This is a genomic window from Rhizobium sp. KNZ14-9A (assembly GCF_056755015.1).
In genome coordinates this window covers 3,388,828-3,400,694 of the sequence record NZ_JBPGXB010000002.1, presented here as the reverse complement: position 1 = coordinate 3,400,694, position 11,867 = coordinate 3,388,828, and the positions used below count along the sequence as shown (strand labels likewise).

Below are 11,867 nucleotides of genomic sequence, written 5' to 3'. Positions count from 1 at the left end.
CGCCTCTTTTCATTTCCAGTTGCTGACGCCGACCGTTTCGGCAATCGCCTGCCGCAGTTCGTCCAATCCTTCGTTCTTTTCCGAGGAGGTGGAAAGCACGGCCGGATAGGCAGCGGGACGCTTGCGGATCTTCTCCGATGTTTCGGCCAGCAGCTTTGGCACGGCAGGCGCTTTGATCTTGTCCGTCTTGGTCAGCACGATCTGGTAGGAGACGGCCGCCTTGTCGAGCAGCGTCAGGACGTCATCGTCGTTCTTCTTGATGCCGTGACGGCTGTCGATCAGCACATAGACGCGTTTCAGCGTCGAGCGGCCGCGCAAATAGTCGAAGACGAGCTTCGTCCAGTTATCCACCTGCTCCTTCGGCGCCTGTGCATAGCCATAGCCCGGCATATCGACCAGCGCCATCGGCGGCAGGTCGTTGCCCTCGCCGGAATAGCCGTCCGGAACGAAGTAGTTGAGCTCCTGCGTGCGGCCCGGCGTATTGGAGGTGCGCGCCAGACCTTTCTGACCGACCAGCGCGTTGATCAGCGACGATTTGCCGACATTCGACCGGCCGGCGAAAGCGACTTCCAAGGGGCCTTCCGGCGGAAGGAATTTCATGGAAGGCACGCCGCGGATGAATATCCAGGGGTGGCCGAAGAGCGGCTTTGCGATTTCAGTCATATGAATTCTGCAATCTCCGGGTTCGGTAATGAAACCGGCTTCATGTTTTTAAGACGTATTGTCAAGGTTCGCACGGTTGAGCGCTTCTGCGGCTCGAAACAAAAAGCCCCGCCGAAGCAGGGCTTTTCGATTATTTCGATGGCGCCGGTTTTCGCTTGAACAGGCCCTTCAGATTGTCGAAGAGCTCGATCTTCACGCCGTGACGCTTCATGATCACCGACTGCTGCAGCACCGAGAGCGTGTTGTTCCAGGCCCAGTAGATGACGAGGCCGGCCGGGAAGCTTGCCAGCATGAACATGAACACCAGCGGCATCCAGTTGAAGATCATTGCCTGCGTCGGGTCGGGCGGGGTCGGGTTCATGCGCATCTGCACGAACATGGTGACGCCCATGATCAGCGGCCAGACGCCGAGATGCAGCAAGGCCGGTGCCTCGAAAGGCAGCAGGCCGAACAGGTTGACGATCGTTGTCGGGTCGGGCGCCGAAAGATCGCGGATCCAGCCGAAGAACGGCGCGTGCCGCATCTCGATGGTGATGTAGATCACCTTGTAGAGTGAGAAGAAGATCGGAATCTGCAGCGCCACCGGCCAGCAGCCGGCGATCGGGTTGATCTTCTCTTCCTTGTAGAGCTGCATCGTCGCCTGCTGCAGGCCCATGCGGTCGTCGCCGAATTTTGCCTTCAGCTCTTCCATCTTCGGCTGCATGCGCTTCATGTTCGCCATCGAAGCGTACTGCTTGCTGGCGAGCGGGAAGAACAGCGCCTTGACGACGATGGTCGTGCAGAGGATCGCCACGCCGAAATTGCCGAAGTAGCGGAAGAAGAAGTCCATCAGCTTGAACATCGGCTGCGTGAGGAACCAGAACCAGCCCCAGTCGATTAGGCGATCGAAATTCGGGATGGAATATTTCGCTTCATATTCATCGACGACAGGCACTTCCTTGGCGCCGGCAAAGACGAGGTTTGTGACGTCGACCGTCGCTCCAGGAGCGATCGACAGGCCTTCACCCTTGAAATCGGCTTGATAGCGCGGCTGACCGTCCGTGAAATGCGAGAAGCGGGAATCGAAGGGAATGGTCTGGCTCGGGATGAGAGCCGCAGCCCAATACTTGTCGGTAATGCCGATCCAGCCGCCGGTGACCGTCGGGTTGGACTGGTTTTCCTTTTCGATCGCCGTGTACTTGCTCTCGGAAATGCCGCTGCCGGCGCCGAGCACGCCGAGGAAGCCCTCATGCAGTACGTAGACCGAAGGCGTGGTCGGCTTGTTGTAGCGCGTCACGCGCCCATAATTGGACAGCGATACGGCGGCGTCTCCGCTATTGGTGATCTTGTCGACGACCGTGAACATGTAACGGTCATCGACGGAAATCGTCCGGGTAAAGGTCAGACCCTTGTCATTGGTATAGGTCAGCGTCACCGGCGTCTTCTCGGTGAGCTTCGCACCCTCGGGTGCGGTCCAGATGGTAGACGGGCCGGGAACGGCGCCTGTCGCATCAGTGCCGATATAGCCGAACTCGGTGAAATAGCCGTCCTTGGTTTCAGCCGGCGAGAACAGCGTGATGATCGGGCTCGAGTCGTCGACGGTCTCGTGATAGGCCTTCAGCCTCAGGTCGTCGAGGCGCGCGCCGGCGAGGTTGATGGAGCCGGAAAGGGCAGCCGTGTCGATGGCAACACGCGGCGATTTCGCCAGAGCTTCCTCGCGGGTCGCCGTCGCCGTGGCCTGACCGGTGGGAGCTGCGCCGTTCGGCTGCGCGCTCTGGCCGCCGGCGGCAGGCTGTTGCGTCTGCTCGGTCTGCTGCTGTGCCTTCTGGGCTTCCTGAGCCTTACGCTGAGCCTCGATGCGTGGGTTCATATAGAGGAACTGCCAGCCAAGGACGATCAGCACCGAAAGAGCGATCGCAATGAAGTAATTGCGGTTGTTTTGCATCATACGTTCCTGGGGCGCTCGTCTTTCGGGCGCCGGTGTTTCGGCCTGGTTTCCACGCGGGTTTTCAGTTCCGCGGCCAGTTCATCGAAGGACGCTGTCAAGACGTCCCTGCGGGCGACAACCACATAGTCGTGTCCGGGCTGCATTGCAAACCCTGCATGAAGCCGCACCGCCTCTTTAAGGCGCCGCCGCATGCGGTTTCTTTCGACCGCGTTGCCGTGTTTTTTGGTGACTGTGAAGCCGACGCGGGCTTCGCGTTCTTCTTCCTTGCGGTTCAGGACCTCGAGAAGGAAGAGAGGGCCGCGGCGCTTTTCGCCTTCGCGGACTGCAAGAAATTGCGGGCGGCTCAAGAGCCGCCCGACAATCTGTTTGTCTTCTTTGGTCTTCAAGTCGCCCGTCATTTGCTATCGGGCAATTCCGGCCTTAGGCCGAAAGACGCTTGCGGCCGCGTGCGCGGCGAGCAACGATGACCTTGCGGCCGCCCTTAGTGGCCATACGCGCACGGAAACCGTGGCGGCGCTTGCGAACAAGCTTCGAGGGCTGATAGGTACGCTTCATTTATTTAAACACCGCGGAGTGCGGCCCTTCTTGAATTTGCATAATGCAAGGAGCGTGGTTTTTCGAACGGGCGAGGTCATAAAAGACCTGAAATGACCGGACGTGCGGCGGCTTATACAAATGAAGCCTGCCAAAGTCAATTATGACTGGCAGATTCCCTGGAGCTGCGGGGCGCATGGCAAGATTTCGCACTCTGGTGTTAACGAATTTGGTTCTTCACTATATGGTTGTATATTTCATCCATAAGCTTCCGAAAGCTCTCAGCCGCAACTTTTATTCCTTGAAGATGCTCGGCCCGAGACAAAGCATAATGCGCGCAACAGTAAATATGGGTAATTTCTTGTAGTCGATATTGTTAATATTCGAAATACAACATTAACGAATTTACCCGATCTTTCAGTACATCGGCTGGGAATTTGCTTTCCAGCCATTGTGCGAAGCGAGGGAGCGTTCAGTGAAAATTCGCGGCAAAATCAATCTTCTTGTCTCCGTCATGGGTGGCGTTGCGCTTCTGATCGGTGCCACCGCGCTGTCGGCGATGAGCGAGTACAACGCGAACCTGACTGCTTATGAGCATGCTGCGGCCCGCGCCTACGCAGGCGAACGTCTCAACCGCTTCGTCACCGCCGTCGTCATGGAATCGCGCGGAATCTATGCTGCAAAGAGCCTGGAACAGACGCCGGCCTTCGCCAAGGGCCTGATGGCCGGTCTGGATGAGATCGACAAGGTCATCGCCGGTTGGGCGCCGCTTGTGCCTGACAGCGAGAAGGATACCTTCGTCAAGCTGGTCGACCGCGCCAAGGAATTTCGCACCTTCCGCAGCGAGACGGCCCGTCTTGGTACACAGGTAAGCCCGCAGGCGGCCAACGAGCAAGGTAACAACGACGCCAACCGCGCCAACCGTAAGGCATTTCAGGCCGAGATCGACGCGATCGTCAGCACCGACAAGGCCGAGCTGACGGCTGTAAATGATCAGATCGAGGATTTCCGCAGTTGGGTCCTGATGCTGGTGCTCAGCATTACCGGCATCGGTATCGCAGCCGGCGTCGGTATGGGCTTTTACATCGGCACCAGCCATCTGAGCCGGCCGATCAAGAAGGTGACGCAGGCGATCAAGGAAGTCGCTGATGGCAATTTCCAGGCGGAAGTGCCGTTCGCCGGTCGCAAGGACGAAATCGGCGAAATGGCAGCTGCCGTCGCCATCTTTAAGGAAAACGGCCTCGTCATCCAGCGCATGAACGCCCAGGAAGCGGCAATGCGTGCAAAGAGCGACGACCTGCAGTCCAGCATGTCCGTCGTTGTTGCAGCTGCTGCTGCCGGCGATTTCAGCCACCGCATCAACAAGGATTATGAGGACGAAAGCCTCAACCAGTTCGCCGGCAATATCAACACGCTGCTGTCGAGCGTCGATGCCGGCGTCGACGAAACCCGCCGCGTCATAGCAAGCCTTGCTGAAGGCGACCTGAGGCAGACCATGCGCGGTCAGTTCCAGGGTGCATTTGCCGAACTGCAGAAAAACGTCAACAGCACGTTCGTGACGCTGCAGACGACCATGCGCGAAGTGCGCGAGACGACCGAAGCGATCAACGGCAATACCAATGAACTCAGGAACGCCAGCGACGATCTTTCCAAGCGCACGGAACAGCAGGCTGCCGCACTGGAGGAAACCTCCGCCGCTCTCGACGAGATCACCGCCGTTGTGCAGAACTCGACGGAACGTGCCCAGGAAGCGACCGTCATGGTCTCCGAGGCGAAGGACAATGCCGGTCGTTCCGGCGTCGTGGTCCGCAACGCCGTCGACGCCATGGGTCGTATCGAGCAGGCCTCCCGCGAAATCAGTCAGATCATCAATGTCATCGATGAGATCGCTTTCCAGACCAACCTGCTGGCGCTGAATGCCGGCGTCGAGGCCGCACGCGCTGGTGAAGCCGGCAAGGGCTTCGCTGTCGTCGCACAGGAAGTGCGCGAGCTCGCCCAGCGCTCGGCAACGGCCGCCAAGGATATTAAGGCGCTCATCACCAAGTCCGGCGACGAAGTGCAGGTCGGCGTCAAGCTGGTTCAGGCGACGGGCGAGGCGCTCTCGGAGATCGAGACACGGGTCATCGCCATCAACGACCATATCCATTCGATCGCGACTGCCGCAAAGGAACAGTCCACCGGCCTCAAGGAAGTCAACACCGCCGTCAACCAGATGGACCAGGTGACCCAGCAGAACGCCGCGATGGTGGAAGAAACCTCGGCTGCGACCCACAAGCTGTCAGCCGAAGCCGATGGCCTCGTGCGCCTCATCTCCCGCTTCAAGGTTTCCAACGAAGCGTCGGTTGCCGTTGCCCGCCAGCAGCATCACCAGCCAGTCGCCTCTCCGGCGCGCCGCGCTATCGGCCGCGTCGCCCGCGCCTTCAGCGGCAATGCCGCTGTTGCGGAGCAGAGCTGGGAAGAATTCTGATAACCTCTATGACTGGGATCGGAACGCCGCCTGCGGGCGGCGTTTTTGTTTGTGACGACTTGCCGCTCCTCGCAAAGATTTGAAAGCGGAGCATTCTCGTCTAATATAAGAGCTCATTCTGATGGCGGCCTTTCGCCGCACGGACAAGACGAGATGCCGGTTCAAGACCAGGGCGAGACTTCCAAGGCGGAAAACATCGTGGCCGGTGAGGCTGCCAAGGGTTCCTATCCGCGTGCCGGCATGTTCAGCCGCCTTTCCGGCAAGCTGCTCTGGCTCACCGTCTTCTTCATCATGCTGGCGGAAATCCTTATCTTCTTTCCCTCGATCGCGAGCATGCGTGTGCGTTGGCTGGAGGATCGGCTGAATACGGCCGCCGCCGCCGCAATCGTCATCGACGGCCTGCAGCCGGTGGATCTGCCGCGCGCGCTGCAGAAGGAGACGCTGGAGGCGACGGGCACCAAGGCGATTGTGCTGCGCAAGGACGGCACCTCCCGCCTGCTTGCCATGAGCGAAATGCCGACCTCGGTCGACGAATCCTACGATCTCAGCAACATCCCGCCATTGACCGCGATGCGCGACGCGCTGGACACGATGATCTTCGGCGGCAACCGCATGATCCGCGTCTATGGTGCGGTAGGCGAGACCAATACCGGCGTCGAGGTGGTCATGAAAGACCGGCCTCTGCGTAAGGCGATGTTCGTCTATGCCCGTAATGTGCTGCTGCTGTCGATCCTGATCTCGCTCTTTACCGCGACACTGATTTTCTTCTCCATCAATCGCATTCTCATCCGCCCGATCCGCAGACTGACGGGCAGCATGCAGCAATTCGCCTCGGATCCCGAAAATCCGTTGCATGTCTATGTCGGCGATGGCGGCCGTGACGAACTGGCTGTTGCCGGCCGCAATCTTACATCCATGCAGCTCGAACTGCAGAAGACGCTGAAGCAGCAGAAAAACCTTGCAGCACTCGGCCTCGCGGTCTCGAAGATCAACCACGACATGCGCAACATCCTGGCATCCGCCCAGCTCATGTCTGACCGCCTCGTCGATGTCGACGATCCCTTGGTGAAAAGCTTCGCGCCGAAGCTGCTGCGCACCATCGATCGCGCCGTCGGCTACACGACCGAAGTCCTCTCCTATGGCAAGGCGACCGAATCGGCGCCGCGCCGCCGCCGCATCCTCCTTTACGAGCTTGTGCAGGAGGTGAAGGATATTCTCGCCATCGAGCCGCAAAGCGGCGTCGAGTTCATCGAGCAGATGGGGCCGGATCTGGAAGTGGACGCTGATAGCGAGCAATTGTTCCGCATCATCCACAATCTCTGCCGCAACGCGCTCCAGGCGCTGACCTCGCCGGGCGAGCAGGGGGCTGGGATCGTCCGGCGCATCACGGTCGCCGCCCAGCGCGTCGGCAGCGTCGTCAGCATCACGGTGGACGATACAGGCCCCGGCATGCCGCTGAAGGCGCGCCAGAACCTGTTTGCGGCCTTCCGCGGCTCGGCGCGCTCCGGCGGCACCGGTCTTGGCCTCACCATCGCTCGCGAGCTGGTGCTAGCCCACGGCGGCACCATCGCACTTGTGGAAAAGCCTTCCGTCGGCACGCAGTTCCGCATCGAAATTCCGGATCGCCCGGTTTCACTGGAAGATTACCGCAGCCGGTCGCACGCCGAAAAGTGATGCAATTTCCGCAGGGGAGCCTTGCCGAACCAAAGTCGCGATTTTTTTCGAATTGCTCTTGCATTGCCCGAAAAGACCCTTTAGAGAACCGCCCACGCAAGCGGCACGGCCGCCACTGCAGACGCACCCGTAGCTCAGCTGGATAGAGCACCAGACTACGAATCTGGGGGTCAGGAGTTCGAATCTCTTCGGGTGCGCCATTTTCCAATTGTTCATCGACATGACTTGGCAGCAGGCTCTTCATTGCGCCCGCCGTTGCTCTTGTCGCAAGCAAATCGGCTTCGGCCAACTTGGGCCTGATTAGTGCCGGCCTCTCCACCACATCGACGATGTAAAACAATTCCGTGCGAGCGCGATTGCGGCGACCGCAATTCCGGCGCCGACCACGCTCGTCGCCTTTATTCTTAAACGGCGTGCAAGGTAATGTTAGTCCCACCCGCAGATCGAACACTGACTTGATTTGCCGAGGATGCGAAGGACCGCAATCAAAGGCCCTTCTTCCTGAACAACTGTCATTTTGAAGTTCTGGTGCAGATAGTGCAGCGCCCATTCTGAGCTCGCGGCAAGCTTGATAGGCGCCACGACACCGTAGCTCCGCACCCTCCTGCCTAGTTTCGCGCAACCTTCGGCGTCTATCTGCGGAAGTAATGGATTGTATCAGGCGAGAAGCCGGAGGGTTGGATGATGACGAGAATTGTTGGTGTCGTTGGTCTCGTCGCGATGATGGCTGCTCTGGCAGGCTGCATTGACCGCGCCAATGCACCGGTGCTCGTGCCGGTCGCGTCACCCGTCAATCCGCCTGGTGTCACCCACAGCCTCTGTATGTCCGATGCCAACGCAATGTATGATGAGGCAAACAAGCAGTATGACCTGCGTGCGCAGATGACCGGGCACCGCGACGCGATGGAGCGGGAAACCAATGCAAGCGGCGCGGCTCACAGGCAATATGTCTCCTGTGTCGCAAGCCAGGGCTACCGTCCTTTGTACGCGAATTGAGAACGGTGAATTCACACAGCTGATGAATTGTCGCAGGCGCTGCTCTCGCGGCTTTTGCAAAATCGCAACTTTTGATTTTTTGTGTCTTTCAGTCACGCCGGATCGCCTGCAATCACAAGTGTAGGAAGCTGCGTGTCGTGATGGAACTTCGCGCGTATAGAACGCATTTTTCATAGGTAAATCCAGAAGGAGGGTTTATCATGAAAATGCTTAATCTAGCCCCAGCCGCCTTTGCGCTCAGCGCTCTTCTCGCCCTCTCGTCTACCGTTCCCGCGCTGGCGGCGCCCGTTCAGCAGGCCCGGATTCCGGTCCCCTCGAATGTAGAAATGGTGCAATATAAAGCACATGCCGGCTATTGGCATGGCTATCATGGATTCCGCACGGAACGCCCCGGTACTCGCCGTCACTCCGACGGCTACTGGTATCCGCTTGCTGCGTTCGGCGTTGAAGCCGGCACCACGGGCTCGATTGTCCGAGAACCCGTCAACCGCCCCGAGCCGAAAACTATGTGCAACCCCTCGTTTAGTGGCACGATCGGTCCCGGAAGCATGCCGTGCGACAACGGCTATTGAGCCGGCAAAGAAAAAGGCGGCCAAAAGCCGCCTTTTTCGTGTTTGCAATCGAAACTCACGTATCCGTGATCGCTGTTGCAGCACAGTAGAATATGACAAATCCCCTTCCTAGCTCCTTGGCGTAAATTCCAATCATCCTCCCAAGGAGACAAGAAATGATCAATATCATGAAGAACGGCCTCGTGGCCGTAGCCTTTGGCGCAATCATCAGCGTTTCGGCTTTCGCATCTGCCAACGCAGCCCCGGCGCAACAGCAACAGCAGGTCGTAAAGCAGCAGAAGAACACGAACGCTCGCAATGAGCCCCACACCACGGGTTCGGTCAATGGTACTTCCAGCAGCTCCGAATCTTACCAGTATGGCCGAAAGAAGTCGCTCAACATGGCTTGCGGCCTGCGCTTCAACCCGACCAGCAGCTCGGGCTGCAACTACTGAAGGCGGATTGCAGGCATAGGCGAGGGAACTGACATCCCTGTCACGAAAAGAGGGCAGCCTTCATGGCTGCCTTTTTCGTTCCAGGGAAGCCTTGGTCACGGTGTTGAGGGAGAGACCGGTCAGATCTTCAGAGACCTGCCACAGCTTTCGCCAGACCGTCTTGTCCTGCGCTGCGTGAACAATCTTTGCGAGCCTCGGCGAACCCTTCAGCTCATAGAAACCATCGGGGCCGTACATGACGCCGCCCTTTGCATCCGGTGAGGTCGCGGCAAACAGCGTCGGCAGTGCGCCGGCAGCAGCCGACTGGGAAAGCAGAGGCTCCAGCAATTTGCCGAAACGCTCCTTCCAGCTTGGGCCGGTGCGTCCCATGCGCGGGCCCGTGCTCTGCAGGCCGGTCACGGCGTAGCCGGGATGCGCCGCCGTGCTCGTCAGGTTCCAGCCTTCCGCCCGGGCAATACGGTCGAGTTCCAGGCTGAACATCAGCGTTGCGAGCTTGGACTGCGCATAGGCTGACCAGTAGCCGTAGCGTTTCTCGCATTGCAGGTCGTCGAAATTGATCTTGCCGGAGCGGTGCGCAAGGCTGCTCACGGTCACGACGCGCGGTGCCTTTCCCGAGAGCACCATGGGCAGTAGCCGCAGGCTCCAGGCGAAATGGCCGATATAATTGGCGCCGAGCTGCATCTCGAACCCATCCTCGGTGACGTGGCGCGTCGGGATCGCCATCACACCGGCATTGTTGATGAGCAGGTCGATGCGCGGCAGCGAGGCAGAGAGACGAGCAGCGCAGTTTGCGACCGATGTCAGGCTCGCAAGATCGAGCGGTTCGAAGCTCACCTCGGCCCCGGCATGCGTCGCCCGGATCTTCGCGAGCACCTCGTTGCCCTTTTCCACATTGCGTGATGCGATGATCACACGGGCGCCGGCTCCGGCGAGCGCCTTGGCTGTTTCATATCCGATGCCGCTGGTCGCGCCGGTAATGACTGCGATGCGGCCCGTCTGGTCCGGTATGTTCGTCGTCGTCCAGTCAGTCATGGAAATTTCCTTTTGCGGTGTGAGGCGGCGCGGACCGATCGGTAAATCACGCGATGAGAATTATTGCATTAACTGCAAAAATGCAATAGATACAAAAATACACGAAATGTTGTTGGAAAAAGACATGCGCGAAAACGATGGATTGACGAGGCTGCCATGGAATTGCCATGCTGCGAGAGATCGTCGCATCGATAGTCAATCGCATTTCAGACAGGTGGGATAATCATGATCGCGAACAGTGCATTCTCCGATTTCCTGCATTTTTTCCGTTCCTGGCTGAGCAACCCGCTGAGGGTTGCGGCCATTGCACCCTCCGGCGACTCGCTCGCCCGGATCATGACCAGCGAGATTGCCGCTCTGGATGGTCCGATCATCGAGCTCGGTCCGGGCACCGGCGTCTTTACCCGCGCGCTGCTTGCGCGCGGCATCAGCGAAGCCGATCTCACCCTTATCGAATATGGTCCTGAATTCATCGGGTCGCTTCAGAAGCGTTTTCCCGACGCGCGCATCCTGCAGATGGACGCCGGCCAACTGGCGCAGGCCAATATTTTCGAGGGTGAACCTGTCGGCGCCGTCGTCAGCGGCCTGCCGCTGCTTTCCATGTCGCCGCGCAAGATCGCCTCGATCCTGGCAGGCGCCTTCGTCTATATGCGGGCCGGCGGCGCCTTTTATCAGTTTACCTACGGACCGCGTTGTCCTGTGCCACGTCCGATCCTCGATCGCCTCGGCCTGAAGGCGACGCGCATCGGTGGCACGGTCCGCAACCTGCCGCCGGCTTCCGTCTACCGGATTTCGCGTCGCAAGCCGCTGGAGCTCTCGCGTGAGCGCTTCAAATATCGCAGCAGCGGAGTGGATATGGAGATCACCGCTTTCTCCGAAGCGGATGACTGAATAACATCTGATGGAAATGACAGAGAAGAAATTGCCTGAAGCCGTCGAGGGCAGGCGCGAGCGTAAGCGGCGCCAGACCCGGGAGCGCATCGAGCAAGCAGCGATGAGCCTCTTTCTGAAGCGCGGCTTTGACGCGACGACCATCGAAGAGATCACCGAAGCAGCGGATGTCTCGAAGCGCAGTTTCTTTGACTATTTCCCCTCGAAGGAAGAAGTCGTCTTCGCCTGGCAGGATTCCTTTGCTGACCGGTTGATGGCGGCGATTGCCGCCCGCCCGGCCGGTGAGTCTGACGTCAAGGCGGTCGAGGAAGCCCTGATCGTCACTGTGACCGCTTCGGCTGACGAGCGCGCCATGGCGCTTGGCGAACTCATCCATTGCACGCCGACCCTCAAGGCCCGCGATCAGCTCAAATATGCCAAGCTGGAGCAGAAGTTGACCGAGGCGCTGATTACCCGCAAGGGCGGCGATCTTGAAGCGCGGGCGCACATGCGTTTGCTTTCGGCAATCGTCATCGGCGTGCTGCGCGTTGGCAGCGAGGTCTGGCAAGAGCGCACCCAGGGTGTTTCGATGGAGGGCGTTTCAATGGAAGCCTTCGCACGCGAGATCTTTGGCGAACTCTGGACGATGCTGGCCGAATTCGGCGAAGAGACGACAGCCCGCCTCTAAAGCAATTCTA

General features: G+C 59.2%; 12 protein-coding genes and 1 tRNA gene. 8 read left to right on the top strand and 5 right to left on the bottom strand.

The genetic code is table 11. From position 1 onward, the window contains the following. Window positions 1-9: 9 nt before the first annotated feature. The 4 genes from yihA to rpmH form a co-directional block, all read right to left on the bottom strand. A complete protein-coding gene (gene yihA / locus ACR9ZQ_RS23655) occupies window positions 10-663 on the bottom strand; it encodes a ribosome biogenesis GTP-binding protein YihA/YsxC (protein ID WP_007815033.1) in 654 nt (217 codons plus the stop codon). Window positions 664-793: 130 nt separating this feature from the next. Then, window positions 794-2,587 carry a membrane protein insertase YidC gene (yidC, locus tag ACR9ZQ_RS23650; RefSeq protein WP_481428900.1) on the bottom strand — a complete coding sequence of 598 codons (1,794 nt, stop codon included), beginning with the start codon at window positions 2,585-2,587 and terminating at the stop codon, window positions 794-796. Beyond that, complete coding sequence (rnpA, locus tag ACR9ZQ_RS23645) at window positions 2,587-2,988, bottom strand: ribonuclease P protein component (RefSeq protein WP_310379167.1); 402 nt, start codon at window positions 2,986-2,988, stop codon at window positions 2,587-2,589. Before rnpA ends, yidC begins: the two co-directional genes overlap by 1 nt. 22 nt (window positions 2,989-3,010) lie before the next feature. Further along, window positions 3,011-3,145 carry a 50S ribosomal protein L34 gene (gene rpmH / locus ACR9ZQ_RS23640; RefSeq protein ID WP_016552555.1) on the bottom strand — a complete coding sequence of 45 codons (135 nt, stop codon included), beginning with the start codon at window positions 3,143-3,145 and terminating at the stop codon, window positions 3,011-3,013. 454 nt (window positions 3,146-3,599) lie between these two features. Between rpmH and ACR9ZQ_RS23635 the strand changes: the two genes are divergently transcribed. From ACR9ZQ_RS23635 to ACR9ZQ_RS23610, 6 genes are all read left to right on the top strand, one after another. Next, window positions 3,600-5,591, top strand: a complete 1,992-nt coding sequence (locus ACR9ZQ_RS23635; protein WP_481428899.1) for a methyl-accepting chemotaxis protein — start codon at window positions 3,600-3,602, stop codon at window positions 5,589-5,591. A gap of 153 nt (window positions 5,592-5,744) precedes the next feature. Then, window positions 5,745-7,265, top strand: coding sequence for an ATP-binding protein (locus ACR9ZQ_RS23630; RefSeq protein WP_310379148.1), 1,521 nt, complete (start codon window positions 5,745-5,747; stop codon window positions 7,263-7,265). A 123-nt stretch (window positions 7,266-7,388) separates the two neighbouring features. After that, window positions 7,389-7,465: transfer RNA gene (locus ACR9ZQ_RS23625), tRNA-Arg, on the top strand. Between the two features lie 481 nt (window positions 7,466-7,946). Next, complete coding sequence (locus ACR9ZQ_RS23620; protein WP_405049679.1) at window positions 7,947-8,261, top strand: hypothetical protein; 315 nt, start codon at window positions 7,947-7,949, stop codon at window positions 8,259-8,261. A 200-nt stretch (window positions 8,262-8,461) separates the two neighbouring features. Further along, on the top strand, window positions 8,462-8,833 hold the full coding sequence (locus tag ACR9ZQ_RS23615; RefSeq protein ID WP_310379147.1) for a cell surface protein: 372 nt from the start codon (window positions 8,462-8,464) through the stop codon (window positions 8,831-8,833). A 155-nt stretch (window positions 8,834-8,988) separates the two neighbouring features. Next, window positions 8,989-9,267, top strand: a complete 279-nt coding sequence (locus ACR9ZQ_RS23610) for a hypothetical protein (RefSeq protein ID WP_310379145.1) — start codon at window positions 8,989-8,991, stop codon at window positions 9,265-9,267. A gap of 60 nt (window positions 9,268-9,327) precedes the next feature. On the opposite strand, the gene ACR9ZQ_RS23605 is transcribed toward ACR9ZQ_RS23610, so the two are convergent. Then, complete coding sequence (locus ACR9ZQ_RS23605) at window positions 9,328-10,299, bottom strand: oxidoreductase (protein ID WP_481428898.1); 972 nt, start codon at window positions 10,297-10,299, stop codon at window positions 9,328-9,330. A gap of 225 nt (window positions 10,300-10,524) precedes the next feature. Between ACR9ZQ_RS23605 and ACR9ZQ_RS23600 the strand changes: the two genes are divergently transcribed. Beyond that, window positions 10,525-11,190: a class I SAM-dependent methyltransferase gene (locus ACR9ZQ_RS23600; protein ID WP_310379141.1), complete on the top strand. Its 666-nt coding sequence runs from the start codon at window positions 10,525-10,527 to the stop codon at window positions 11,188-11,190. A 16-nt stretch (window positions 11,191-11,206) separates the two neighbouring features. Beyond that, window positions 11,207-11,857, top strand: coding sequence for a TetR family transcriptional regulator (locus ACR9ZQ_RS23595; RefSeq protein ID WP_310380060.1), 651 nt, complete (start codon window positions 11,207-11,209; stop codon window positions 11,855-11,857). Window positions 11,858-11,867 lie beyond the last annotated feature (10 nt).